Annotated in this window: 24 protein-coding genes, 1 tRNA gene and 5 pseudogenes; 12 read left to right on the top strand and 18 right to left on the bottom strand. The window is 52.5% G+C overall.

What is annotated here, in order from left to right:
• Positions 1-867, top strand: an 867-nt coding sequence (locus EIEH_RS18130) for an Ig-like domain-containing protein (RefSeq protein ID WP_152412047.1), incomplete at its 5' end; no start/stop codon positions are given.
• A 406-nt stretch (positions 868-1,273) separates the two neighbouring features.
• On the opposite strand, the gene EIEH_RS15685 is transcribed toward EIEH_RS18130, so the two are convergent.
• The 4 genes and pseudogenes from EIEH_RS15685 to EIEH_RS15665 all read right to left on the bottom strand — a co-directional run bounded on the left by EIEH_RS15685 (position 1,274) and on the right by EIEH_RS15665 (position 4,806).
• The gene (locus EIEH_RS15685; protein WP_015872225.1) at positions 1,274-1,906 is read right to left on the bottom strand and encodes a ParB N-terminal domain-containing protein; all 633 of its coding nucleotides are present in this window, start codon (positions 1,904-1,906) and stop codon (positions 1,274-1,276) included.
• The gene (locus EIEH_RS15680; RefSeq protein ID WP_015872226.1) at positions 1,903-3,111 is read right to left on the bottom strand and encodes a phosphoadenosine phosphosulfate reductase; all 1,209 of its coding nucleotides are present in this window, start codon (positions 3,109-3,111) and stop codon (positions 1,903-1,905) included. The genes EIEH_RS15685 and EIEH_RS15680 overlap by 4 nt, the downstream gene beginning before the upstream one ends.
• 359 nt (positions 3,112-3,470) lie before the next feature.
• Positions 3,471-4,189, bottom strand: a pseudogene (locus EIEH_RS18630) (IS1 family transposase).
• Positions 4,190-4,281: 92 nt separating this feature from the next.
• Positions 4,282-4,806 (bottom strand): DUF2165 family protein, encoded by a 525-nt coding sequence (locus EIEH_RS15665; RefSeq protein WP_035610188.1) that lies wholly within the window; start codon positions 4,804-4,806, stop codon positions 4,282-4,284.
• A 307-nt stretch (positions 4,807-5,113) separates the two neighbouring features.
• Between EIEH_RS15665 and EIEH_RS20020 the strand changes: the two are divergent.
• A pseudogene (locus tag EIEH_RS20020) lies at positions 5,114-5,272 on the top strand (hypothetical protein); the annotation flags it as partial.
• A 3-nt stretch (positions 5,273-5,275) separates the two neighbouring features.
• A pseudogene (locus EIEH_RS18125) lies at positions 5,276-5,461 on the top strand (IS3 family transposase); the annotation flags it as partial.
• Between the two features lie 55 nt (positions 5,462-5,516).
• Here the strand turns inward: EIEH_RS18125 and EIEH_RS15655 are convergent.
• Positions 5,517-6,983, bottom strand: coding sequence for a glycosyltransferase family 39 protein (locus EIEH_RS15655; RefSeq protein ID WP_015872231.1), 1,467 nt, complete (start codon positions 6,981-6,983; stop codon positions 5,517-5,519).
• A 144-nt stretch (positions 6,984-7,127) separates the two neighbouring features.
• Between EIEH_RS15655 and EIEH_RS18625 the strand changes: the two are divergent.
• Positions 7,128-7,849: pseudogene (locus tag EIEH_RS18625) on the top strand (IS1 family transposase).
• Between the two features lie 27 nt (positions 7,850-7,876).
• Here EIEH_RS18625 and EIEH_RS19875 read toward each other — a convergent pair.
• A pseudogene (locus tag EIEH_RS19875) lies at positions 7,877-8,141 on the bottom strand (transposase); the annotation flags it as partial.
• 156 nt (positions 8,142-8,297) lie between these two features.
• On the opposite strand from EIEH_RS19875, the gene EIEH_RS15645 reads away from it, so the two are divergent.
• A complete protein-coding gene (locus tag EIEH_RS15645; RefSeq protein ID WP_015872233.1) occupies positions 8,298-8,570 on the top strand; it encodes a hypothetical protein in 273 nt (90 codons plus the stop codon).
• A gap of 7 nt (positions 8,571-8,577) precedes the next feature.
• Here the strand turns inward: EIEH_RS15645 and EIEH_RS15640 are convergent, their stop codons facing one another.
• Together EIEH_RS15640 and EIEH_RS15635 are read right to left on the bottom strand one after the other, a co-directional pair.
• Complete coding sequence (locus EIEH_RS15640) at positions 8,578-9,207, bottom strand: IbrB-like domain-containing protein (RefSeq protein ID WP_015872234.1); 630 nt, start codon at positions 9,205-9,207, stop codon at positions 8,578-8,580.
• Position 9,208: 1 nt separating this feature from the next.
• On the bottom strand, positions 9,209-10,420 hold the full coding sequence (locus EIEH_RS15635; RefSeq protein ID WP_015872235.1) for a phosphoadenosine phosphosulfate reductase: 1,212 nt from the start codon (positions 10,418-10,420) through the stop codon (positions 9,209-9,211).
• Between the two features lie 348 nt (positions 10,421-10,768).
• On the opposite strand from EIEH_RS15635, the gene EIEH_RS15630 reads away from it, so the two are divergent.
• Complete coding sequence (locus EIEH_RS15630; RefSeq protein ID WP_015872237.1) at positions 10,769-12,649, top strand: potassium transporter Kup; 1,881 nt, start codon at positions 10,769-10,771, stop codon at positions 12,647-12,649.
• A 234-nt stretch (positions 12,650-12,883) separates the two neighbouring features.
• Here EIEH_RS15630 and EIEH_RS15625 read toward each other — a convergent pair whose 3' ends face one another.
• The 5 genes from EIEH_RS15625 to pagP all read right to left on the bottom strand — a co-directional run bounded on the left by EIEH_RS15625 (position 12,884) and on the right by pagP (position 15,605).
• Positions 12,884-13,303 carry an ATP-binding protein gene (locus tag EIEH_RS15625; RefSeq protein ID WP_015872238.1) on the bottom strand — a complete coding sequence of 140 codons (420 nt, stop codon included), beginning with the start codon at positions 13,301-13,303 and terminating at the stop codon, positions 12,884-12,886.
• Complete coding sequence (locus EIEH_RS15620) at positions 13,300-13,653, bottom strand: STAS domain-containing protein (protein WP_015872239.1); 354 nt, start codon at positions 13,651-13,653, stop codon at positions 13,300-13,302. Before EIEH_RS15620 ends, EIEH_RS15625 begins: the two co-directional genes overlap by 4 nt.
• Positions 13,650-14,117 carry a SpoIIE family protein phosphatase gene (locus tag EIEH_RS19870; RefSeq protein WP_226092348.1) on the bottom strand — a complete coding sequence of 156 codons (468 nt, stop codon included), beginning with the start codon at positions 14,115-14,117 and terminating at the stop codon, positions 13,650-13,652. The genes EIEH_RS15620 and EIEH_RS19870 overlap by 4 nt, the downstream gene beginning before the upstream one ends.
• Entirely contained in the window at positions 14,083-14,895 is an 813-nt protein-coding gene (locus tag EIEH_RS19865) for a response regulator (protein ID WP_015872241.1), read from the bottom strand. The genes EIEH_RS19870 and EIEH_RS19865 overlap by 35 nt, the downstream gene beginning before the upstream one ends.
• A gap of 152 nt (positions 14,896-15,047) precedes the next feature.
• Positions 15,048-15,605, bottom strand: coding sequence for a lipid IV(A) palmitoyltransferase PagP (gene pagP / locus EIEH_RS15610; RefSeq protein ID WP_050977470.1), 558 nt, complete (start codon positions 15,603-15,605; stop codon positions 15,048-15,050).
• 484 nt (positions 15,606-16,089) lie between these two features.
• Between pagP and gss the strand changes: the two genes are divergently transcribed.
• Positions 16,090-17,964: a bifunctional glutathionylspermidine amidase/synthase gene (gene gss, locus EIEH_RS15605; RefSeq protein ID WP_015872245.1), complete on the top strand. Its 1,875-nt coding sequence runs from the start codon at positions 16,090-16,092 to the stop codon at positions 17,962-17,964.
• A gap of 116 nt (positions 17,965-18,080) precedes the next feature.
• Here gss and EIEH_RS15600 read toward each other — a convergent pair whose 3' ends face one another.
• Positions 18,081-18,413 carry an HdeA/HdeB family chaperone gene (locus tag EIEH_RS15600; protein WP_015872246.1) on the bottom strand — a complete coding sequence of 111 codons (333 nt, stop codon included), beginning with the start codon at positions 18,411-18,413 and terminating at the stop codon, positions 18,081-18,083.
• A gap of 385 nt (positions 18,414-18,798) precedes the next feature.
• Positions 18,799-20,064 (bottom strand): chloride channel protein, encoded by a 1,266-nt coding sequence (locus EIEH_RS15595; protein WP_015872247.1) that lies wholly within the window; start codon positions 20,062-20,064, stop codon positions 18,799-18,801.
• A gap of 393 nt (positions 20,065-20,457) precedes the next feature.
• Here EIEH_RS15595 and EIEH_RS15590 point away from each other — a divergent pair, with 393 nt between their 5' ends.
• Entirely contained in the window at positions 20,458-20,751 is a 294-nt protein-coding gene (locus EIEH_RS15590) for a hypothetical protein (RefSeq protein ID WP_035610181.1), read from the top strand.
• A 492-nt stretch (positions 20,752-21,243) separates the two neighbouring features.
• Here the strand turns inward: EIEH_RS15590 and EIEH_RS15585 are convergent.
• Positions 21,244-21,320, bottom strand: a tRNA-Arg gene (locus tag EIEH_RS15585).
• 198 nt (positions 21,321-21,518) lie between these two features.
• Here EIEH_RS15585 and folD point away from each other — a divergent pair.
• Together folD and ybcJ are read left to right on the top strand one after the other, a co-directional pair.
• Positions 21,519-22,376 carry a bifunctional methylenetetrahydrofolate dehydrogenase/methenyltetrahydrofolate cyclohydrolase FolD gene (folD, locus tag EIEH_RS15580; RefSeq protein WP_015872249.1) on the top strand — a complete coding sequence of 286 codons (858 nt, stop codon included), beginning with the start codon at positions 21,519-21,521 and terminating at the stop codon, positions 22,374-22,376.
• Positions 22,377-22,484: 108 nt separating this feature from the next.
• A complete protein-coding gene (gene ybcJ, locus EIEH_RS15575; RefSeq protein ID WP_015872250.1) occupies positions 22,485-22,697 on the top strand; it encodes a ribosome-associated protein YbcJ in 213 nt (70 codons plus the stop codon).
• A 63-nt stretch (positions 22,698-22,760) separates the two neighbouring features.
• Here the strand turns inward: ybcJ and cysS are convergent, their stop codons facing one another.
• Positions 22,761-24,146, bottom strand: coding sequence for a cysteine--tRNA ligase (gene cysS / locus EIEH_RS15570; RefSeq protein WP_015872251.1), 1,386 nt, complete (start codon positions 24,144-24,146; stop codon positions 22,761-22,763).
• Positions 24,147-24,334: 188 nt separating this feature from the next.
• On the opposite strand from cysS, the gene ppiB reads away from it, so the two are divergent.
• Together ppiB and lpxH are read left to right on the top strand one after the other, a co-directional pair.
• On the top strand, positions 24,335-24,829 hold the full coding sequence (gene ppiB / locus EIEH_RS15565) for a peptidylprolyl isomerase B (protein ID WP_015872252.1): 495 nt from the start codon (positions 24,335-24,337) through the stop codon (positions 24,827-24,829).
• A gap of 8 nt (positions 24,830-24,837) precedes the next feature.
• Positions 24,838-25,617, top strand: a complete 780-nt coding sequence (gene lpxH, locus EIEH_RS15560) for a UDP-2,3-diacylglucosamine diphosphatase (RefSeq protein ID WP_015872253.1) — start codon at positions 24,838-24,840, stop codon at positions 25,615-25,617.
• Positions 25,618-25,698: 81 nt separating this feature from the next.
• Here the strand turns inward: lpxH and EIEH_RS15555 are convergent, their stop codons facing one another.
• The gene (locus EIEH_RS15555) at positions 25,699-25,965 is read right to left on the bottom strand and encodes a hypothetical protein (protein ID WP_128574067.1); all 267 of its coding nucleotides are present in this window, start codon (positions 25,963-25,965) and stop codon (positions 25,699-25,701) included.
• Positions 25,966-26,224 lie beyond the last annotated feature (259 nt).

The following is a 26,224-nucleotide window of genomic DNA, read 5'->3' as shown; positions in this document are numbered from 1 at the left end:
GACGGACAGACGGTGACCTTCAGCAGCACGCTGGCCAATACCACCTTCGGCAGTGTTACCGATAATCATGACGGCACATACAGCGCCGAGCTGGCGGGAACAAAAGTAGGAACTACGTCAATTGGGGTACAGGTAGGCGGCGTTACTTTTGCCGTGGCGCCGGTTACGATATTACTCACTCCCGGACCGGTATCAGCGACAAGTTCATTATTGTCCTCCTCCACCAACACCATCCTCAGTGATGGTATCCAGACTGCAACGTTGACTTACATTGCTCGCGATACGTATGGTAATGCCATCGATAACTTGACATTAACCAGCTCAGTGACAGGTACAATCGCCTCGGGCGTAGCATTGTCAGGCTGGACTAATACCGGTGATGGCTTGTATACCGCAACCATTAGCTCCCATGTTGCAGGTTCTGTTTCAATTGCACCCATGCAGAATGGAACAATAGTAGCGCAATCCCCTGTTGATCTTGCGTTTGTGGATATTTCTCCCAATAATTACTTCAAGGTATCAATCGAGCGAGGGCCTGCTGCGGGGATCCCTGCTAATGGTCCCTATCCCGCGGATGGCGTAACAATAGTTCCTTTCAAGATAAAGGTTGTTAATATTGATGGGAATCCTGTATCTGGCGTTGCCATAACGCTCAGCACCGTAGCGGCAAGTCAAACAATTCAAATTGTTAATCCCTCTGGGATTACGGATGCAAACGGAGTATATGATGGTGCATATGCAACAAATTTAATCACTTCAGGAGTCGACTTAGGAAAGACATATGTTAGCAAAATGAGCGTAGAGCTGGTGGATCATCCGATGTTTAATGCAACAGTTGGAATTCTCTGGCGAAGAGTCGTCCCGTAATAATATGGTAAAGAGGTGGTCATGAATAAAATGGCCATCTCTTTTATGCCATGTAACTCCCCTGCCGGGCAGGGGAGACTTATAAATCCATAAGCTATAAGCTATAGTTCAACGATAACGACTTCTTTTCTCTGGTTAAAACAGGCAGTGCCCAGGCAGGCACAGCAGACGTCAAACCAGCAACCCAAAGGGGACCCAATCTGCAGCAAAAGAGCCCCGTATTACAGCAAATGGCTCTATAACTTTCACGCCGGAGATAATAGGCCGCGTGCCCATGCGGGCGGCGTAGGGTTATCAGCAGCATATTAGTAAAGCGGTACAGGTAAAAGCGTGCACACATATAAAAATGGGAAGTGGCACAGCTTTAATTACACTCAGCTAATCCTACCCCTCATTGACAGCCAAACTATTTAATCGTCCACGCTTCGCTAAACGCATCTTCCGCGAACAGCGCTACAATTCCATTTATCTGCTTCAGCCTTAATACCTCATCCCTATCCATCCCCAGCTCAACGCTAATTTTTTTATCATCTAAACCCAGCAAATAAAGCTCCTTCACTATATTAGACATTAACATTATTTGGTGTTGACCTCGGGCTCTATTATGTCTGATAGACGATATGATGCGGGACGCTCTGTCAGTATTCTCTTGATTCACTATAGATATAGGGACATAGCCATTGAAGCGATTGTTTGAATGGTTTAATTTCTCCGCAATATCATAACGACTGCACCCATCAATTATAGTGTAGTTATTATTTTGTTTATGTGTTATTATTGGTTGTGTGAAACCCTCTATATTTAGTGACGTTTCCAACGTTCTCCTTTCTACGGATGCCATACTATTTGGATTGTAGTCATTTTTATCGATCACCCCCTCCTTTACCCATAACACAAAATCAATAGGTTCAGACGAAAACGGGCTCACCTGATGAAGCGCCTCGCGCATTAAATTTAACGCCGCTACTTTTTCATCAAACAGAAATTCCTGTGAAAAAAAATTTTTTATACTAACAATTATTTTATCAAAATCGTTCACAGCACCCTCCGCTTTACCCTTTTCTCTTGTGTTGCGCTAGTGTATTTATCATATAAATGATTAGGCCTGTGGCTAAAGGATAGCATTTTACACCAATAATCATTTTTTATTATTACCTTGCAAATTCGTCTCCAGGAGGGAATATCTTTAACCCCCAGATCTTTATCTTGATGATCTGGAATATCTATTGGATACCCCTGCCCCTGATACCATTGCAAGTAGATGGATATCTTACAACGATAGTTTTCAGCCGTTGACGGTGGCATGTTATCAAGTAAGAATAAAGCATAGTCTCGCCAGGATAAATCACTTGGTTTACTCATCTTTCTTAACCCATAAAAATCCCCGCTTTGGTTACCATATATCGCACCACTATGTGCACCCGCAACTCTGGTGCATACCAGACGCCAGGTATCAGGCTCCAAAACATGATATAGCCATAAACCTTTACGCTGCTCAGGGCCAAATGGTTCACATACCCGCATCGATTTCATTGGGACGCCAGCCTGGTACATCAAATCATATAATTCATTGTATGGTAATTTCGTTTTTTTATGATATATCCATATATCTTTTGCTTTCCAATCGTATAGAGGATATCCAGTATAATAGAATCCATCTAGCGATGCGGTTGTCCAGGGTTTATCATCTGCATACCTTAGCTTCCGTCTGGAGACCAGCCCCATATATCGACTCAGTGACTCATCGGTCCTAACACCGATTAACGTTATTAAAGAATTATGCCCTGCCAACCAACCGGAGAACTCAGGAACAAACTCCTCAAATGTCATGCCATATTTATAAAATGGGAAATAGCCATACTCAGTAATAGCAAAAATGGGGGGGACTCTAACCCACGAAACAGCGGGATCCCAGCATAGCCACTCAGGCTGGAAGCGCGATACGCCGCTCACTGTTTTGAGCGGTAGAGCAACCCAATAAAAATTGCTTACAATATCCTTATATAACTCACGCATACTCTCAACATGTTTTATTGTGTAATTAAACTGCACTTCCCAGTCAATAAACAACACGCTGAATTTCTTTTTTTTCTTTCTGGCAATGTAGCCAGCCAAATGGAGTAATACGGTGGAATCCTTCCCCCCTGAAAATGATATACAAACATGAGAAAAGTTGTCGAAAGCCCAGTCAATTCTCTCCGTTGCAGCAAATAGCACACTTTCATTAATATTAATTTTAACCATACATATCCTTATACACCACAATAATTAATATTAATATCATGCAAACAGATTTGTTGCAATTTTATTTTGTAGATTAAAATTTCTTAAACAGATCTTTATTTAAAGTCATCCGCTCATCTTTTTACCTCATTTGAAATCAATCACTTAAAATCTCAATTTTATTAGATCATTATTTTTATTTTTAATGTGATCCGTGCGTGATGGATTAGAATAAAATCCAAAGCAAGGATATCATAGATACTTATGAACTTTACATGGATACATTTATATAATTTATACATTACACCTCTATTACCACAGATATATTAATAAATAAACTTAGCGCCGATCATAAATAGCTGCGCAAAATAGTAGATCCCTTAAGTTGGCGATGTATCCAATGAGTAGAATATGTATTTTCCGATAAAATCTCCGATGAATTTTTCGTGGATCTCAACCGAGCGTGAGAAACTGATTATTTTACGGGAAAGCCGCTTAATCATGGTGCAGAGCATCAGGTTATTACACTCAATGCGTTGGGTGAATATTTTGCCGGTCAGATGCTTATCCTTCGGCACCTCCCGGCCATCGCGGCCCCGGTCGTCGCTGGTGCTCATGCCAATGTTGAATGGCATGAGCACTGCCAGTAGCTCCCGGCAGCTTTCATCGGTTCTGGGACCAAAAATGTAGGCCAGTACACCGCCTGTTTTGGTATTGTACGCGTACCAGAGCCAGTGCTGCCGGGCTTTACTGTCCACAAAGCTCATTACTCATCGAGTTCGCAGATAAGCGCCACATCAGTATGGGCGACAGGTGAAGACGTTATTCGCTTTGACGCGAGTTTTTTAACGTCCGGATAACGGTGTTAATGCCAATTTTCAGTGTATTGGCAGTATCGCGTACCCCGGAACCCTTGAAGGCCATTTCAATGATCTGCTCTTTAATATCCAGTTTATGGGCTTCATAAGCAAGCGTAAGTAAGCTGAAAGGCGCGGTGACAGTCACGGCAGCGAAATCTGTCATGGCCTTTAGGGTTCTGATCATGGCGATAAACCTGAGCAGACTGACTACGGGGACAATGAACCTTAACGCTGGCCATGAAAGAACCTAAAAATACAACATTATACATCTGATTCAACCCATTAGAGGCATTACCAATGGTCTTTATCTCCATAGAGGAACTGAGGTGTTTCAGTTTTGTTCTGATTCAGCCTGAGAGATGTACATCAAGCTTAATATAATAAAACTAATGAACGTATACGACTTCATTTGTCCATTCCACTGATTGGCCCACATAGCGAAATATTCACCACCAATTACAGCGAAACCCGTATACCACACAAGCAATGCAGGTATACATCCAAGAGTAAACAGTGCCTTGCCTTTGATATATCGCTCTGGGCGTGATACAAATGAGCCATGAAGCATCAGGATACCCCCCCAAAAGCAGACAAAACCAAAAACAAGTTCACCCAAAATAATCAGAGTGTATGCCGTTTGCTGTACAGTGACACTGGTAACCGCCCGGCCCTGAAGCGCTTGACCATTGATCCAAGGCTCCATGCTATCCATGGATAAGACGTGTTGAACGAATTGCCAGTTCGTACCATAATCGAGGATGTTTCCACTGCCGACTAACAGGCCAAACAAGGCGATAGAAATAGCCAATAAACTTTTAAAAATTTTCGTAGTATAACAGAGTGTTAGCGGTGGCATTACGTTTCCCTATAAACATATGTCAGAGATGTATTATGCCATGGCAATTTATTTTATGATTTTTATTTTGGAACCGGCTATTGTGTTTGGCTTGAGAACCGCCACGCCCTGAAGACCAGAGTTCCTACAGCGTTCAGACGGTAACCACAGATTTTATTGATGACTCTCGTATTAAGTAAGGAGTATAACCATGAGTGTAGCTATTTACAGTAGTAGTACTGATTTTTTAATTAGGCGAATGTAGTTCAATGGTACTGACATCTAAAGCAGCTATTGCAGTATGTGAAGAAGCAACACAAAAAATCTTTTTGTTCTTTTCGTAGAAGGTGGGTACATTATTGATGGTAAACTCAGGCTTGATATGAATAGTCGATGGGATGCGAAAAAAGCACTAAAAGAATCGGGTTATTTTTCAAACAATAATAAATTAGCTATCGATAACATTAACGATGATATCATTGGTGGGTATAATTCCGTGGCCGAATCGTTCTTCAGTTCGCTGAAAAAAGAGCGCATCAGAAAATGCGTCTATAAAACCCGGGAACTGGCTCGGACGGATATCTTCGATTACATTGAAGCCTTTTACAACCGGGCCCGCCGCCACAGTCACCCAGGAGGCGTTAGTCCGGAGGCCTTTGAACGGGCCTCTTCGTGAGGACAGAATTTGTTTATGTTTTTGGGGGCAGTCCATTCATTAACAAAGCCGCTATTTAGCGGCTTTTACCAAAAATACCTTTATTTAATGCACTCGGTTTTACAAATCCGATACAGACAGGATAACTGCTATGTTTGTCATCTTCTTGAAAGGTTACCCGACTGATAGCGTCAAGTTGCAAGTGTGGCCATTGATTTAGTACCTGAGTAAACGAAGCGCGAGTACATTTGTTATCAGATCGGCCTATCAGTAATGCACCTGATTGTTTGATATCGGTAAATCTGATATTCGCATTATAAATATTCGGTTTAGTGCTGTTACTCCAAGGCGTGATGATTTCGGGCCTTGACCTCCCATAAAAAATAAGCCACTCAGACAGATGCTCTCCCCCAACCAGACGCAGTGGGGTACCATAGCGCTCCTGCCATAGCCGTTCCACATGATGGCTGAACGGGATAATACCGCTCATTTTTCGCCCCGCATTACCTACATTAGTTACCATAACGATGGTATACCCAAGTAACACGAGAATTGCTGCCCCCATTAGCACCAAGACAGGCCTTCTCACTGGCTGCGCACAGGGAGTAGCTACACAGGCTATAACCAGTGCGGGAGCCAGAATGAAAAACGGCTGAAGCCATTCAGTTAGTCTCCCCCCCTGGTGGAACAGAAACCATAACCCAATCAATACCTGAGGCACTAAAAACACCAATAGCAGGATGCTTTTATTAGTGTCAACTGGCCATTGCAGTGGGATTTTTTTTGAGTACAATATCCACCATAAGAACAGTAGCGGATAATAGATGCTGATTAGTTTTATAAATATACCAGGGTTAAACTGACGCTCTATCTGTGAATCTACCCAACTGAACGCTACGAAGTTATGCTCCCACAGCCAGAATAAGTTTGGAGCAATAATTGCAAGGCCAATAAGTAGCGCCAGATAAAATATAGGCTGGCGATAACACCTCCGAATTTTTGGCGAAGCCAATGTAGCAATAAATACCGCAGCGACAAATGCCAGCGTTGAATACTTAGCCATTACTCCCAGACCTGCTGTACATGCAAATATTATCCACCACGCTGGATGACGGGTGAGTGCCAGAAAAAATGACAAGAGCATCCATGGCCACAACATAACCAGCAAATAGTTATCATTGTAGCTAATAATATCGAAATTAATAATCCCTGATAAATTAAGAGTGCATAATGCAAGCCAAGCCAGGCGTTCACTACCGCTAAGATATTTTGCGAGAAACCAGCACCCCGTCATTCCTATAGCAATCGCCAAAAAATGTGTGGTATACCAATAAGTGCTCAGTGGGATATCTGAAAACCACAGCGCCGGACGCCATACCATACCAACCAGCCAAGGGTTTTTCGGTGATCCCCATTCTGCATTTTGTGCCCAGTTCAATGCTTCAATTGCGTCATAAGGTACCGCTGGGTCCAGAAAGATTGTAGCCAGACTCCACAAGAGAGCGTACAAGCCCACCCACATTGTTAAAAACATGCGAGCCATATGTTTCCCTTAATAAAAATCAACAAATAGTTAAAGCGCTATTCTAGAGAGTAGACTGTATTTTTTAGATAAACAGAAAGGAATTTAGGTGATGACTCCAATGAGTTGAATCTGATCTATAATGATGGCTGTTTAGGTTCCCTTATGGCCAGCGTTAAGGTTCATTGTCCCCGTTGTCACTCTGCTCAGGTTTAACGCCATGGTCAGAATCCTGAAGGCCATGCGCTGCCGTGACTGCCACCGGGGTTTCAGCTCACTTACGCTTATGAAGCCCGTAAACTGGGTATAAAAGAGCAGATCACTGAAATGTCTCCAAGGATGCCGGGGGTCACGATACCGCCAGAACACTGAGAATTGACATTAACACCGTCATCCGGATTTTAAAAAACGCCCGCTAACGCGAATAACCTCTTCCCCCGTCGCCCTTGCTGATGTGGCGCTTATCTGTGAACTGGATGAACAAGGTGCCTCGTTGGCAGTAAAGCCCGGCAACGCGGGCTTTGGTACGCGTACAACACCAAAACAGACGGTGTACTGGCCTACACGTTTGGCCCCCAAACCGATGAAACCTGCCGGGAGCTGCCGGTACGGCTTATGCCATTCAACATCGGCATGCTCACCGGCAACGACTGGGGCAGCGATGGCCGGGAAGTGCCGAAGGATAATCATCTGATCGGCAAGATATTCATCCAATGTATTGAACGTAATAACCTGACGCACCGCACCTGCATTACGCGGTTGGCTGGCAAAACAATCTGCTGTCCGCACTCAGTGGAGATACACGAAAAGTCATCGGCGCGTTTATCGAAAAATATATGCTCTACTCATTGGACGCATCATCCCCTATCGGGGCTGTCAATCTCTGATTTATTCGCGCAGAGGTACCAGCGTCAGCTCTTTTTTGCCAATACCTCCTGCAGCATCGCCTTGTCGGGGCTGAGATCAACAATCCGCCTCTTCAGCCGTATATTTTCCTCTGCCAGTTTCCGCATATATTTGCGTTCAGAAGGGGGAGATTCCGCCGTATTTCTTTCGCCAAGTGTAAAAAATGGCGGCGGAGATACCCAGCTTGCGGCAGACATCCGGCACGGATGTCCCCAGCTCAGCCTGCTTCAGGGCAAAGACAATCTGCTCTTCGGTGGATCGTGACTTTTTCATCGGCACCACCTCCGTTCAGGGGAGTGTTTATCATGCCGGAATGCTGTTTCTGAATGGCGCAGGATTTTGGGTCAGGGTCAAACGTTATCGCCCCCAGCGGACAGTAGCACCGACAGCCACAACCATACGACCGGAGATAGACATACGCACTCTAAGGTGTTTTTCCAGAGTGAGGGCAGCGTTTTCAGCGATGACAGCCTAACCCGCACCCGTCAAAGCAGCGGTAACAGCTGTAGCAAAATCCACAGCTGCTGCCGTACCCAAAGCGGCTCCAGCAGCCTCGACTTCTGCGGGGATGGCCCCATCGGTGCCAGCCTGGAGCTGATTAAACCGGAGGAGGAGATGAATCGCTCACACGACGGCAACTTGGGAAGCAATGATATGTTGCGCGACTTCATAGCCTGGGCCGTCGGCACGGCTTGCCGCTAATTTGCCGCTAATTCACCGTCCATCCCTGACTGTAGTCCTCGTCAGCAAACAGCTCCGCCAGCCCGCTGATCTGCTTGAGCCGTAGCACCTCATCGGCGTCCATTCCCAGCTCTGCGCCGATGCGCTCCTCATCCCAGCCCAGGCGGTGCAGATCGCGTACGATATCAGACATCGACGCGATCTGGTGCTTGCCACGCGCTCGGTTATGACGGATCGTGGCCGCAATGCGCGACGCCGTATCCTCACTCGCACTGACAAGCAGCGTTACCGGCAGATAGCCCTGCAAACGCTGGCGTAACGCCCCGTTCTTACGGCCCAGAAGGTAGCGGTGAAACCCGTCGATCACCACGTAGCGCTCTCCCTGCGCCACCGCCACCACCGGCTGGGTATAGCCATCCGAGGCCAGCGAACGCTGCAGTAGCCGTTTTTCAACCGGCGCCATCACGTTGGGGTTATAGTCATTGGCCTCAATCCGTTCGCTGGCGATCCACAGCACGCAGTCCACCGGCTCGTCAGCAAAGGGGCTGTAGCGGTGCAGCAACGTACGCAGCCGGTTAAGCAGCGCGACGCGCTGCGCTGTCTCCGACTGGGATTCAAGCAGGTCGATCAGTGCCTGCTCCAGGGCTTCCAGAGTCATCTCAAATAATCTCCCATTGATGGCGCTTTTGCTGTATCCGCTTAACGTAGCGCTCGTAGGCCTGTGGCCGATTGGGGCTGAAGGACAGCGATCGGCACCAGAAGTCATTTTTGATCAGGGTCTTGCAAATCCGGCGCCACGAGGGAATATCCCGGGCGCCCAAATCGCTCTCCTGGCTGTCGGGGATATCCTGTGGGTAACCGTGTTGCTGATACCAGCGCAGGTAAATGGCGATCTTATTGCGGTAATGCTCCGCCGTTTTCTGCGGCATGCTGGCTAACAGATAGTGGACATAGCTCTTCCAGGTGTGCTGGGGCGGCTTGTCGATCTGCCGGTTAAGGGCATAAAACGCCCCGCTCTGATTGGCGTAGATGGCGCCACCGTTGGCACCGGCTACCCGGGAGCAGGCTCGCCACCAGGTCGTCGGCTCCAGCACGTGATACAGCCACAGCCCCTTACGCTGCTCAGGGCCAAAAGGCTCACAGATACGCATCTGACGCAGCGGCACCCCGGCGCGATACATCAGATCATACAGCGGGTTGTAAGGCAGACGCTGCTGCGCGTTAAAATGCCAGATATCGCTGACCTTCCAGTCATACAGCGGATAGGCGGTATAGTAGAAGCCATCCTGAGAGGCGGTAGTCCAGGGTTTGTCAACGTCGTAGCGCAGCTTGCTTTGCGAGGCCACCGCCATAAAACGGTTCAGGGATTCATCGGCGCGGATCCCCACCAGCGTCGCCATACTCTTACGCCCCGATAACCAGAGGGAAAAGGCCACCACAAACGCTTCGAAGCTAATACCCGGCGTATAAAACGGAAAGAAGGCCGGAGCAGTGATGGCGTCCGGCGGCGGTTGACGTACCCACGTCACCCCCGGCTGCCAGCAGGTCCACTCCGTTTCATATTGTGATACCCCGCTGGCCGTGGTCAGCGGCAGCGCCACCCAAAAGAAACGCTCAATAACATCCTGATAGCGCTGGCGCATACTCTCGATATGCTGGATGGTATGGTTGAACTGCACCTCCCAATCGACGAACAGAACGAAGATACGGCGCTTTTTCCTACGCGCGACCTCGGCAGCGATATGCAATAAAACGGTAGAATCCTTGCCGCCTGAAAATGAAACGCACACCCGGGGAAAAGTATCAAATACCCAGTTCATCCGGGCATAGGCAGCAACGAAGACATTCTCTTTCAGCGGGATCTTTTTCATATTTTCTCTATATAATTAATATTTATATATTATTAGGATGAATACCACGCTTAACATAATTAATATATTAAAATTAAATACCACCGCAACGTCAACGTTTTTAGTCAACTATTTCCATGACCGTGTTTTTACTATTTTGAATAGATATTAAAAATAATACATCAGCAATAAATACATACATAAAATAACTTGTCATGTGGCCAACCATAATTACGCTACTGCCATTTAGCATCAACGGCAACACCGTGTCGTTACACGGGGAACAACAATATCATCTGCTGGGTAATTCATCATAAAAAGTGTCTATGCTATACTATGAAAATCAAGTAATTATCAGGAGAAAATATCATGTCCGAGCGTACGGATAACGACGCATCCGCCGGCAAGCGTCTACCTATCCTGGTATTTGGCGCATTGGGCATCGTTTTTGGCGATATTGGTACCAGTCCGCTCTATACCCTGAAAACAGTACTCTCTCTGGCCGGAAATCCCCATGCCCCCACCGATGTGTTGGGACTGCTTTCGCTGGTATTTTGGACGCTGGTCATTATTACCTCTCTTAAATATGCCCTGTGTGTCATGCGTATTGGCAACCACGGCGAGGGCGGTATTCTGGCATTGATGTCCCTGCTGGTGCGCCACAAGCATTCGCGCCCGGCCATCGTCGTGGCAGCCCTGTTCGGCGCGGCGCTGATCTATGGCGATGGGGCGATCACCCCGGCCATCTCAGTTCTTTCCGCGCTAGAGGGACTAAATTTGGTCATGCCGCAGCTGGATCCCTATATTCTACCGGCAACAGTCGTTATTCTGGTGCTGCTGTTTGCGCTGCAGCATCTGGGAACAGCGCGGATCAGCAAGCTGTTTGCCCCGATCATGACGCTGTGGTTTCTCTCTATTGCCGCACTGGGCATCTGGGGTATCCGCCTTCATCCCAGTGTACTGCTGGCGATAAATCCCTACTACGCCATCCACTTTATGCTGACGCACGGCACGCTGAGCTTTGTCGTGCTCGGTGGCGTCTTTCTGTGCGTGACTGGCGCCGAGGCGCTGTACGCCGATATGGGCCACTTTGGCCGTAAGCCCATCTGGGGCGCCTGGTTCGGTATCGTCTTTCCCAGCCTGTTGTTGAACTACGCCGGGCAGGCAGCACTGGTGCTGTCCGGCGCCGATCTCAGTCAGAACATCTTCTACCTACTCTGCCCGACGCCGTTGGTTCTCCCGCTGGTGATCCTGGCGACCCTGGCCACCATCATCGCCAGCCAGGCGATTATCAGCGGCGCCTTCTCCATGACGCGCCAGGCTATCCAGCTCGGCTGGCTACCACGCCTGCAGATCAAGCAGACCACCGAGGAGAGCTACGGCCAGATCTACATCGGCAGCATTAACCTGATGCTGATGCTCGTTACGTTGCTGCTGGCTATTTTCTTCAAAACCTCGGAAAACCTGGCCGCAGCCTACGGCATCGCCGTCTCGCTGACCATGACCCTGACCTCGTCGCTGCTGTTCATCGCCATGCGGGAGATCTGGCGCTGGTCCCTGCCCGCCAGCCTGTGTGCCGCCGGATTCTTTATGTGCGTGGATCTGCTGTTCCTGTGCGCCAACCTGACCAAGCTGCTGGAGGGGGGATATATCCCGCTGCTGCTGGCTCTGGCCATCTTCACCCTGATGCTGATCTGGCATAAGGGCAGCCGGATAGTGCTGAGCAAAACCCAGGAGAGCATGATCCCGCTGACCAGCTACCTGCATACCATTGAGGCGCAGAATATCCCGCGGGTGCCGGGCACCGCCGTGTTCCTGACCCGCTCCTCCGCCGGCGTGCCCTCGGTGATGCGCCTGCACGTGCAGCGCAACGGCTCACTGCACCGCAACGTGCTGCTGCTGACCATCCTGGTTGACAATATCCCCTACGTCGCCCCCACGGAGCGAGTGACCCTGACCCAGATAGCGCCTAATCTGTGGCGCTGCAGCGCACACTATGGCTTTATGGAGCACCCCAACATTCCCCATCTGCTGAGCGGGGCTGACTTTGAGCACTGCCAGAGCGATCCCAGAGAGATGACCTACTATATCGGCCATGAATCCCTGATGATGAAGGATCGCAACAAGGCGTTCCCTACCTGGCAGCGTAAGATATTCCGCGTCATGATGCGAAATAGCGCTCATGTCACTGACTACTATTATCTGCCCAGCGATCAGGTCGTCGAAATCAACCGCGTGGTGGCACTATAAGCCCATTGGCGCCACCATAAATATCCCCCGGCGTAGTCAGCCGGGGGGCATCGGCTCCGATAAGGCGCACTTTCCAGCTACGCCCTAACAGGCACCTCGCGATCTGACATTTGCATCTTATGGATCACCACCTGCCTGTACACGGACTGTCAGGATACGGTATCCGATGACTACTCGCCCAACTTATCCGGTCTCAACTGCTGCTTTATGTACTCATGTATCCTGGCTGTATTGTTACCCACCGTGATACTTGATCAGCCGCTGCTCATTTCCCCCCGCACTGTAGCGGTAGTGGTACTCATCGGTCATTTGACGGATCAATAGTATGCTTAGGCCGTGATCCGGCCAGCAGCACGGATCGTTCATCCGGTACCCCTGCACCGTCGGCCACAGCGCCCCATCGGGGAGCGGCTGCCCACGATCGCGCAACACCACCTCCAGATGCCGGGGATGGCGCGTCAGGGTTATCATAACCGGATACGCCCCCGCCTGACCGTGATGCACGATATTACTGAAGGACTCATTGGCAGCCAGCTCCAGCTGAGACAAAACGTCTGATGGCGCACCGCTAAAAAACTCCTGCAGCGCTGCCACCAGCGGTGTCAGGCTATCCAGGGTCGCCGCCAGCGGAAATGAATAGGTGCGCAGCTTCATGGACTACCGCCCCAGACGCCATGCAGCACCAGCATCTGCTGGCGATCCGTACCGATATGAAAAGCGCGATCCATCCGGATGATACAGAACATGCCCAAAATATGTTCACTCAGCCCACACAGCAGCAGATCGCACCGATGGTTTAACAACCTCAGCCGCGATAACAACGCACCCAGGCAGCGACGGTCAATGAAGTCCACCTGGCTGAAGCCCAGCAGCAGCCGGTAATGTCCCTGCACGGCCAACGTAACGATATTCTGACGAAATACCCCGACAACCGACGCATCCAGGCGGCGGATCAGCGGCGATACCATCGTCAGATCATCCACTTTCTCTACAGCAAGATTCATATGTTCCCCTCTATCCGTCCCTGCAGGCCATCGGCACCGCAGGTGATCATCAACCGTGAAATATCATCGGAAAAGTGCTGGCGCAGGGCCTCCTCATCGGGGTAGTGCCAGCACGAGAGGGCGGCCAGCGCCTGCAGCAGATGCGCCGCCAGCGCGTAGCTCTGTGCCTGCTGTTCGCGACGCAGACGTACCTCGCCGGGCAGTTCGCCCTGTGGACTGTCATACCCGCTGACACCCTCGCTGCACAGGCACAGCCAATCACTGGGATCCTGTGTCAGCGAATGGTCCTCATACTCTGCCCGGCCAAACATACCGATCGGCATCTTGCCTGCACCAATGCCGTTCAGGCTGCCGTCCGCCCGGATCCACAGCAGGGTAGGATGCCCGCCCTGACACAGGACACTCTGGCCGTTGTGGATATCCAACACCTCATACCCCCAGGGTGAAATAGCGCCCGACGCCATCCTCCAGCGGCTCCAGGGAAAAGCGACGATTACGTTCGCTCACCACGCGATACGGCAGCACGGACCTCTGCACCGACGGGGAGAACCGCTGGCTGTGGATCAGCGACGCGCTGTAAAACTCTTGCACCAGCATGGCAGCGCTTACGCCGTGCCCGGCCACATCCACACCATAGAACGCTGGATGATACGCATCCAGCAGCACGTAGTTCAGCAGATCGTCAGACATATAGGCCGGGGTCACAAACAGCCCGTCGGCATGGAGGCCGTCAATGGTTTGGCCGTAAGAGGTCAGCAGCTTTCGCTGCATCGCAGCGAAAGCCTGTAGATCGGACGCGATCTGTTGGTGGGCACGTGACAGCATGGCATTGAGCACCGCCAGCGTGGTCTCCTGAGAGATGATACGCTGGACAGCATGCAGACGACTGCGCAGCTGCCCCTGATTGAGGCATTTGGTCAAGAAACCATCGGCACAGGTCGCCACTCCGGCCAGCATATCTTCCGTCGACTGACGGGGAGTCAGCAGAATCAGATAGATATAATAGCCGTAATCTCTGGTGCGGATCGCCTGGCACAGCGCGGCCCCCTCCATCAGCGGCATCGTCACAATATGCATCCGGTGACTCGCCAGGCACGTCAGCACCTGCTCACTCTCCTGCGCTGCGATCACCCGGTATTGCCAGCGCGCCTGGATCATCGCCAGCAGGCGGCGATAGTCCGGTGAGTCATCCACAATCCATACTGTATCGGCAAGCAAGACGCTCTCCGCTACCATGGTCATCCCCCGGGCCACACCCGTTGACGTAATAACCGAGAATCCTGTAGCAAAGATAGATAACAACCCGGCGGCTCACCAATTTTTCCGCCGTATTTTATCGCTGGACACGCCTTAAACGGCGCCGTCCGCACTGTGAGTCACGCCCCTGCGCAACGTTAAAACTGCAGCCTCAGCCAGGCGAAATAGACGTTGCCATTATCATAGGTACCTGGAATATAAGTCATTTGCAACGTCAGCGGACCATAGCCGACGGAGGCCATCGGTAATATCACCGGAATCGGTATATAGCGCCAGTTATCACGCATGGTCACCCCCACGGTATAGCCAGCGCCCCAATGAAAGCCCGATCCCTCCTGCGGGCGCCAGGTTGCCTCCCAGCCATAACCGCCAATCGGCTCCCACTTATTGAACGAGTCTTTAAACGCCATCAGGTACAGGCCGTGCCAGTTGCCTTTCTCATCCCAGCGGGACTGCCCAAAACCGGCTCCCCACGGACGTTCATTATAGGTGTCGATCTTCTCCCGGCTATAGGCAAAGCGGGCATGCCACGTAATCGCCGGCAGGTACAAATCGTAATGCTGCGGCTGCTGCCAGGTCTGAACAATATTGTTGCGTAACGTGTCCAGCACCCCAGGCTCAGCGGCAGAGGCCACCCCAGCGAAAAGGATGGGCAATGCCACCAAAGCGGCTATAATTTCATTATATGTTTTCACTAAAACAGGTTCGCTCTATTTTATTTAATGCAGGCAATCGTAGCATAGCAATACAAACTCAAACGTTCTATAGACAAATAGCATAGCGTCAGTGAGATGCCGCCTTTGATAAAAAACCAACATCATCAATCAGATGAAAATAACAATACATTATTAAATACGCGATATTGAATACTCTCAATATGCACTAACACCTTCAAATTACGATTTATTTGATAGCCAGAGCACCATGTAGCCACCCCTGAAAGTTATCATCCATATGCTATAAAATAAGATTATTCTCACGCAGTAGCAGATTTATATTTTGTTGACTCCGGCGCCCGCATCGCGGCTACCATCCCCTTTCTGCCCGTGCCATTGCCGCTCCGTAAGTTAGTGCTATGATGAGTTCACCTCTGTCTGGCTGGCGCCAGCAACTTGCCATGATGGCACCCTTTTCAACCCTGCCAGTCAGCTCCAGCAGCGTTATACTGAGGTCAGGATCATGAGCGTAGATATTACCCACAAGGACGCCCCTTTCGGTACTTTGCTTGGCTATGCGCCGGGCGGCGTCGCAATTTATTCTTCTAACTATAGCACGCTGGATCCCCGGGTTTATCCCGATGAAGCCTCCCTGCGCAGCTACATCGACGACGAATATATGGGCCATAAGTGGCAGTGCGTCGAGTTTGCCCGCCGTTTTCTTTTTCTGAACTATGGCGTCGTCTTTACCGACGTCGGCATGGCCTATGAAATTTTCTCCCTGCGTTTTCTGCGCCAGGTCGTTAACGACAGCCTGCTGCCACTGCAGGCCTTCGCCAACGGTTCGGCGCGGGCGCCGGTCGCCGGTGCTCTGCTTATCTGGCAAAAAGGCGGTGAGTTCAAGGATACCGGACACGTTGCCATCATCACCCAGCTGATGGGAGATCGGGTCCGCATCGCAGAGCAAAACGTTATCCACGCCCCGCTACCGCCGGGACAGCAGTGGACGCGAGAGCTCACGCTTCAGCGACAGCATGGCCGCTATACCATTCTGGACTCATTTGACGATACCGAAATCCTCGGCTGGATGATCCATACTGATGACGCCCACGGCAGTCTACCCCAGCCCTCCCTGGCACCACAGATGATGGCGCTGCATGGCGCCCGGCGCAGCGATAAAAATACCTTTGACGGCCGCTGGCTGAATGAAAATGACCCACTGGAAAAAGCCTATGTACAGGCTAATGGGCACGTCATCAACCAAAACCCGTATCAATATGTCACCATCAGCGAAAGCGCCGAGCAGGAGCTGATCAAGGCCACCAATGAGCTGCACCTGATGTACCTGCATGCTACAGATAAGGTGCTGCGCGATGACAGTCTGCTGGCGCTGTTCGATATTCCCAAGATCCTCTGGCCACGTCTGCGCCTCTCTTGGCAACAGCGCCGCCACTGCATGATCACCGGACGCATGGATTTCTGTATGGATGAGCGAGGGCTGAAGGTCTACGAATATAATGCAGACTCGGCGTCCTGCCATACGGAGGCTGCGCTGATCCTGCAACGGTGGGCAAAGCAGGGCGACGGGGTTCCGGGATACAACCCGGGCGAGGATCTGCTCAATGAACTGGCCGGTGCCTGGCGCCACAGTCATGCCCGCCCGTTTGTCCACATCATGCAGGATAACGATATTGAAGAGAGCTATCACGCGCTCTTTATGCAGCGGACGCTATCGCAGGCCGGTTTCGATAGCAAGATAGTCAAAGGGCTGGCATCGCTGCGCTGGGACACCACCGGTCAACTTATCGACGAGGATGGACGCTTGGTTAACTGCGTTTGGAAAACCTGGGCGTGGGAAACGGCCCTGGAGCAGGTGCGGGAGGTCAGCGACACCGAATATGCCGCAGTGCCAATCCGCACCGGCCAGCCGGAAAAGCAGGTGCGGCTGATCGACGTTCTGCTGCGTCCTGAAATCATGGTGTTCGAACCGCTGTGGACCGTCATCCCCGGTAACAAGGCGATCCTCCCGATCCTGTGGTCGCTGTTCCCCCACCACCGCTATCTGTTGGATACCGATTTTGAGCCGACGCCGGAGCTGATCCGCAGCGGCTATGCCGTTAAGCCGATAGCCGGACGCTGTGGCAGTAATATCGATCTGGTCAGCCGCCATGAGGAGGTGCTCGATACCACCAGCGGGAAATTCCACGATCAGAAAAATATTTACCAACAGCTATGGTGCCTGCCACAGGTAGCGGACAAACATATCCAGGTCTGTACCTTTACCGTAGGCGGTAGCTACGGCGGTGCCTGCCTGCGCGCAGACAGTTCTTTGGTGATCAAGAAAGAGAGTGATATCGAACCGCTTATCGTGCTCAAAGACAGTGATTTTCTGAAGTAAACCACACCTGCCCAGCCCGCCACATTCGGCGGGCTTAAGCGCGACAGAGAGCCTGCTCCAGCAAAAGACTGGCGATGACACACGCCGGGCCGCGCAGAGAGCACACGCGTCAGGCCTTATTCTGAAACCAGCTCCTGGATCTGATTACGGAATTCGACAATTTTCTTACCCGGCTCTTTTTTACAGACTTTAATCACCTTCGGTACCATTACCGTCTGCACCGTCCGCCAATCAACATAATCGCCGTTTTTATAGTCGCGGTCCTTATTGGTCACCCAGACCATAACCGGCGTCATCGCTTTCGGGTTCATCTGGGTAAACTCATGGCAAGTCATGGTTTCCGGCGTGGTTACCGTGGTCATCGTCAGTTCCTGGGCATAGGCGTTTCCAGCTAGAACCAGAGTCAGCACCAGTACCGGGCCACCCATAAATGTTTTTTTATTTTTCATTGCAAACTCCTTATTAAGTAATATTCTCACTAGACGATGCAGTCGATACAACCGCCTCTATAAATATCATTTTTACTTTTCTTGGATAATAAAAAACAGTAAAAAAAAACCATTCCCCGTACATATTTACGGACACTAGAGCAACACCACAAATAGATCATAGAAAAAGATGATAGCCATAATCTGTTTTTTAATTCATGAGATTATAAAGCAGAGCACTTATTGACAATAAATCAAAATAAATACCTTCCCCCGCACATATTGTATAATTTTATTTTAAATCGACGAGACGCAACATTTCTCGATATAAATCCGCACGGCACGGGATAGCTGCTACCGCCGCTTTTTTCACGCTGAGACGGCATCCAGAACAAGACTCTCCCGTCTATGATCCCAGCAGGCGACGCGCTACCGTCGCACCAATGATAGCCAATAGCAACGGTAGCAGAAAGTCTGTGCTAATATGGGTTAGCTCGAGTACCAGCAGCAGAGCGGTCAGTGGCATTCCCATCGAGGCAGATAAAAACGCCCCGGCGCCGACGACGGCAAATGCCCCCAGTGCGGTGCCCGGCCATAGCTTCAGCCACAGGCTCCCCAATATGCAGGCCAACAGCGCCCCGTTAGCCAACGCCGGCGTCATCAACCCTCCGCGCGCCCCCGCCCGCAGCGCCGCCATCTGTACCACCACCTTCACACACAGCAGCAACCAGGCTAACGTAATGCCCACATCGCTATTAAAGCTGAGCCAAGCAGCCCCTTTTCCATTACCGGGCAATTGCGGTAACCACAGGCTGAGCAGCGCCAGCAGCAGAAAGGCCAACAGATTCTCCCTAATCAATCGGACATCACGCGTAGAATGAGCTTCAGCCAGACGCCCCAAACGGGCAAACAGCACCCCCGCACCGCCAAACAGTGGGCCAAACAGCAGCGACCAAAGGAGCAGGCCCTCCGTCACCCGATAACCAGGCATATGATATTGATACTCATCCCCCAGCCCAATCCGGGCAACCAGCGTCGCAATTACGCAGCAGACCAGCGCCGGGATCACTGCCCTCGCTCGCCAGCTCTTCAATAGCACCTCCAGCGTAAACAGAGCGCCGGCCAGCGGCACATTGTATACCGCAGCCAGGCCGGCCCCGGCGCCACAGGCGATCAGCGTACGTGTCTGCTGCTGCGTCACACCCAGCACAAAGGCCAGGCGCTCCGCGCCCAAGGCCCCCAGCTCCCGCGGCGCAGACTCCCTCCCCAGCGGCGATCCCATACCGACCGTAATCACCTGCAGCGCGGCATGCAGCATGCTTTCCCGCGGCGGCATCCGCGGTGAAGATGCGCGTAGCGCATCGCGCACGCTGACCAGACAGCGCCCATAACGGTACAGCCCGTACCACCCTATGCCGGCCACGCCGCCCGCCGCCATCAGCACCGTAAAGCGGCGCCACGGCGCCGCATCGCTGACCCCCTGCAGAAAAGACTCACTGCTGATGACCGCATCCAGGCTATAGCCATAGACAAGGTGCTGCACGCTGTGCAGCAGCAGGGCAACCAGCCACCCCGCCACTCCGGCGATCCCCCCCGTCAACAGCATCGCCAACGTAAAACGGCCCCAACGCCGCCAATGGAATATGTCACCCTGCTTATTCACCGTCACCATCCGCTGTCGACTCATCACAGTGAGTGACAATAGCACAGCCTGCGCCAGACTATCCTGTCGCCACCGCGTCAATATTGTTATCTTTTCTTACACCGCAGAAAACAGGACCCTCCATCCATATATTTATAATAAAACATGGTTGTTCAGTGCCAAGGGAAAATAACCACGCTGAGGCCTATAAATAATGGCATACAGCTATGCTGTATATGTCACAGCAAAACCACCTGGTGAACCATAAATAAAAAATCACAAGTAAACAAACTTGACCCATGACAACTTTTGTGAGGATAAAATCACTACGCTTTACCCTTGCCTATGCTATTCCTTATATAGCTGCGTGCACCACAACGTTAATTGAGTAGGAAAACTTCTCTATCCCCAAAGGAAGCTCATATGCAGAATTTAACTGGAAAATGGTTATGTCATGGCGATGGAATGACCTATCATATTACGCAAGATGGAAATTCAGTGTTTGTTTCCGGCTCGGGCAACGGCTGCCATAACGTAGGCTTTGGTGTTATTGACCCACAAGATCAAGCCGTTGTATTAACCTGGGCAGACCTTCCTGATAGCAAAGGCTTTGGTGCAAAGGGCACCTGCTATATTGATGCCAGCCACCCCGGTGCGCTGAAGAAAAGAGAGGGCTCTGCCAAGTATGCTATCGGAAATTTTGAAAAGATAGCCTAACCGGTAATAACCCCATCGCTGAACGCGATGGGGTATTATTCTACTATAAGAGGATTTATCAATCAGCAGAGCGTGGCACGTCTGACGATTCATTATCATCACAGCCAGATACCCTATCAATAATATTGCAGCTTCCAGAGCAATTCCATTATCCAGTCTCCAGCACAATAATGTCGCGTGAAGGTGATACCACGAATTCACGGTCAGTGAGCCCCCTTTGGTGAAATTTTCCGGATCGGTGGCGCCACACACAGTAAACGACGCTATCATCGACGCAGCGTAGACCTTTCCTATCGCTGCCCAACAGACGGCAAGTCAACGGTGGCAGACACGACACCACATGGAAACATCGCTTTTATCGCTGCACGGAACACACCCCGGCACGGTGAGATTTCAATCGCCCACGCGCGGCACCACGAGACAACGTTCTCGATTATCTTACTGATTTTATGTGATTTTATAGACATTGAGAAAACTGACTAGACGTATTATTGGTGCGCCCTGCAGGATTCGAACCTGCGACCCACGGCTTAGAAGGCCGTTGCTCTATCCGACTGAGCTAAGGGCGCATCGAAAGGTAACCGGTGCATCTGCCTGATGTTTCAGGCGGAATTGGATTATACGGCCCAACTCGGGTGAGTCAATGCCTTTCACGGTAAAACACATACATCAGGCCTTGATTAAGATCAATATTCACCTGACAGCAAGCCAGCCATTTGCGACAATAGTGCCATCCCCGCAACATAACCAGGATGGATCAACTCACCATGGCAGCAAAAATTATTGATGGGAAAACGATTGCGCGACAAGTCAGAAGTGAAGTGGCGGCACGGGTGCGACAACGCCTGGCGGACGGCAAACGGGCACCGGGACTGGCGGTCATCATGGTCGGTGACGATCCGGCCTCCCGGATCTACGTCGGCAGCAAGCAGCGCGCCTGTGAAGAGGTCGGTTTTCTCTCCCGTTCCTATGCACTGCCGGACAGCACCGATGAGGCCCAGCTGCTTGCGCTGATCGATACGCTCAACGCCGACGCGGCCATCGATGGCATTCTGGTACAGCTGCCGCTGCCCGCCGGCATCGATAACAGCCGGGTGCTGGAACGCATCCATCCGGACAAAGACGTGGATGGCTTTCACCCCTACAATCTGGGGCGCCTGTGCCAGCGCACCCCCAAGCTCCGTCCCTGCACCCCGCGCGGCATCATTACCCTGCTGGAGCGCTGCGGCATCGAGACCCAGGGGATGGATGCCGTGATGGTTGGCGCCTCCAACATCGTGGGAAGACCGATGGCGCTGGAGCTGCTGCTGGCCGGCTGCACCACCACCATCACCCACAGTCGCACCCGTAACCTGCAGCAGCACGTCGAGCGCGCCGATCTGATCGTCGCCGCCGTCGGTAAACCCGGCTTTATCCCCGGCGAATGGGTCAAGCCCGGCGCAGTGGTGATCGATGTCGGCATCAATCGGCTGGAGAGCGGTAAGGTGGTCGGCGACGTCGACTTTACCGGTGCCGCCCAGCGCGCCAGCTGGATCACCCCGGTCCCCGGCGGCGTCGGGCCGATGACCGTCGCCACCCTGATGCAGAACACCCTGCAGGCCTGTGAGGCGTTTCACGACGACTAAGCCCCCGACCCCAGACGCAGCTTTCCCGTGCGCCGGGCGCTGCAGACTGGCACAATAGCGGCGTGTCCGCCCGCGCGGCGGTTAATTTTTAAGGCAAGAGAAAAGACCATGCAAACTTTCCATCTGGACAATCATCCGCACGTCGAGCTGTGCGATCTGCTGAAGCTGCAGGGCTGGTGCGACAGCGGCGCCCAGGCCAAAAACCTGATTGCCGAGGGGCAGGTTAAGGTCGACGGCGCGGTCGAAACGCGCAAGCGCGCAAAGATTGTCGCAGGCCAGCTGGTCGACTTCGCCGGGCAGCAGGCGCGCGTCATCGCCTAAGCTGAACGCCAGACGTAAAAAAGCCGGACCCGGGTCCGGCTTTTTGCGCATTATCGCCCGGCCTTACTTACGCCGCCAGGTGGTACCCTGCGGCCCATCCTCCAGCACGATCCCCATCGCATTCAGGCTGTCACGCGCCTCATCGGCAAGCGCCCATGCCTTGGCGGCGCGGGCGTCGTTGCGCTGCCTGATCAGCGCCTCGATCTGCGCAACCTCGTCATCGCCTGCCGCGGCGCCGCTCTGCAGGAAGTGCTCCGGCGTCTGCTCCAACAGCCCCAGTACGTGGGCCAGACCGCGCATCTGGGCCGCCAGCGCATTCGCCTGCGCCATATCTTCCCCTTTCAGGCGGTTGATCTCACGCGCCATGTCAAACAGTACCGAGTAGGCCTCCGGCGTGTTGAAGTCATCATCCATCGCCGCCCGGAAGCGAGTGGTAAAGGTCTCATCTGCCGTCGGCTGCGCCGCGACATCGGTACCGCGCAACGCGGTATACAGACGCTCCAGCGCCGCACGCGCCTGCTTCAGGTTCTCTTCGCTGTAGTTCAGCTGGCTGCGGTAGTGGCCGGACATCAGGAAGTAACGCACCGTCTCCGCGTCATAGTGCGCCAACACGTCGCGAATGGTGAAGAAGTTGCCCAGCGACTTGGACATCTTCTCGCGATCGATCATCACCATGCCAGAGTGCATCCAGCAGTTGACGTAGGCGCCGTCGTGGGCGCAGGTCGACTGGGCGATCTCGTTTTCATGGTGCGGGAACATCAGATCCGAGCCACCGCCGTGAATATCAAAGTGCGATCCCAGCTGCTTGCAGTTCATCGCCGAGCACTCGATGTGCCAGCCGGGACGCCCTTCGCCCCACGGTGACGGCCAGCTCGGCTCGCCCGGCTTGGACATCTTCCACAGCACAAAGTCCATCGGGTTGCGCTTCACGTCGGCCACCTCCACCCGCGCACCGGCCTGCAGCTGCTCCAGATCCTGACGCGACAGCACGCCGTAGTCCGGATCGGTATCGACGGCGAACATCACGTCGCCGTTGCTGGCCACATAGGCATGATCGCGGGCGATCAGCTGCTCCACCAGCGCGATGATCTCGGCGATATGGTGGGTCGCCCGCGGCTCTACGTCGGGACGGGCGATATTCAGGGCATCGAAATCGCGATGCATCTCTGCCAGCATACGCTCGGTCAGCTGCTCACAGCTCTCTTGGTTCTCCAGCGCACGCTTGATGATTTTATCGTCCACATCGGTGACGTTACGCACATACTTCAGCCTGTAGCCCAGATAGCGCAGGTAGCGGGCCACCACGTCGAAACAGACAAAGGTACGGCCGTGACCGATGTGACACAGGTCGTAAATGGTTACCCCACACACATACATACCGACTTCACCGGCATGGATGGGTTTAAATTCCTCTTTCTGGCGACTGAGTGTATTAAAGATTTTAAGCATCGGGGGTATCCGTGATAGTTGCTGATAACAGGATAAAAACGTAAAGGTTATACTAACGCAGCGCCCGGAGAGAATGAAGCCCGGGAGCGGCGCCCGGCGAATATTCCCGGAGAAAGAGGTGCCAGCGGCAGGGGCATCGGCTACAATCATTCCGCTTGCTTCAATCATCATAAAACAGGATTATTGTTATGGTTACTTTCCACACCAATCATGGTGACATCGTCATCAAAACCTTTGACGACAAAGCGCCGGCTACCGTTGCCAACTTCCTGGAATACTGCCGTGACGGCTTCTACGACAACACCATCTTTCACCGCGTGATCGATGGCTTCATGATCCAGGGCGGCGGTTTCGAGCCGGGCATGAAACAGAAAGCCACCAAGGCACCGATCAAGAATGAAGCCAACAATGGCCTGAAGAATACCCGCGGCACGCTATCCATGGCGCGCACCAACGATCCGCACTCTGCCACCGCCCAGTTCTTCATCAACGTCGTTGATAACGACTTCCTCAACTTCCGCTCCGAGCGCCCGGACGGCTGGGGCTATGCCGTATTCGCCGAAGTGGCGGAAGGCATGGACGTGGTCGACAAGATCAAGGGCGTCTCCACCGGCCGTAACGGCATGCACCAGGATGTTCCGCGTGAAGACGTGATCATCCAAAGCGTTACCGTGAGCGAATAATCGCCCGGATGGCAACGCTGTTCATCGCTGATTTACACCTCAGCCAACAGGAACCGGCGATCACCGCCGGTTTTCTGCGTTTTCTTGCCGAAGAGGCCCCCAAGGCAGAAGCCCTGTACATTCTGGGCGACTTTTTCGACTACTGGATAGGTGATGATGACCCCCAGCCACTGCACCGGCAAGTCGCCGGGGCGCTGCGCCAGCTGAGCGACAACGGCGTTCCCTGTTACTTCATCTGCGGCAACCGCGATTTTTTACTGGGTAAGTCCTATGCCAAGCGCTGCGGCATGACCCTGCTGCCCGACGAACAGATCATTACGCTGTACGGTCAGCCTATTCTGCTGCTGCACGGCGATACCCTGTGTAGCGACGATCGCGACTACCAGCGCTACCGACGCCGGGTTCACAACCCCCTGCTACAATGGCTGTTCCGCCGCCTTCCCCTGCGCCTGCGCCTGAAGATCGCCGTCGGCATGCGCCAACAGAGCCAGCGCAGCAACAGCGCCAAGGCGATGACCATCATGGACGTCAACCAGGAGACGGTCTGCGCCACCCTGCGGCGCCACGGCGTTCAGCGCATGATCCACGGCCATACCCACCGCCCGGCCCTGCACCACTTCAGTCTCGACGATGGCCGTTGCGCCCTGCGTGCGGTACTGGGTGCCTGGCATACCCACGGTTCGATGATCCGGGTCGATGCACAGGGGATACATCTGATCGAGCTGCCTGCTCACCCCGCCGAGGACGAGATCATCACGACGCGATTGCGCTCCGCCAACCTGGTCTGATACAACGTTATGTCTGCCTGCACCATGCCCGTCCGGTGCTCATCCTGTCCTTCCCGCAGACAAAACCAGCGAAGCTGAGGGTCATACCCGGCGGAGTATTGCCCCGCGCCGCCACCGCGCGACAGATCCGCCCGGCCACCGCGCGCCTGTGCGGTACAGCAGCACGCAAAACTCACCGACGCGCGTCACTACGCCCTCTGGACGGACCCTGCCGATAGCCAGGTCCGCCTCGTCCAGCGCTCCCGCGGCGGTCATGGTCATGCTCAGCGCCATCACCGGGCCGGACGGGACGACATCTTTCGCCTTCCATCGGTAGAGGTACAGCGCATCCAGAGACAACATTGCCATTCCGCTATCGCGGATTAACTAAAATAAAACAACATCATTCTGCATTCGCAATCCATCCCAGTAGGCATATATTGTTGCAGCCAGTTTGGACACGGACAGCACGCAACAACCGGAGCGTACACGCAGTATGTAAAGATTGTGAGCACGGTCCAAAACCACAATGGCAAATCAAATAGCCTAATGGGATAGGCTCTTAATCGCTCTCGTGATTACATGGCCGATCACGGTTATCTGCATTGTGTCCAGCTTTGTAGATAAC

The sequence above is a fragment of the Edwardsiella ictaluri ATCC 33202 genome (assembly GCF_000264785.1).
Taxonomy (GTDB): domain Bacteria; phylum Pseudomonadota; class Gammaproteobacteria; order Enterobacterales; family Enterobacteriaceae; genus Edwardsiella; species Edwardsiella ictaluri.
Note: the sequence above shows the minus strand (reverse complement) of the source record. Positions and strands in the feature narration are given on the sequence as shown.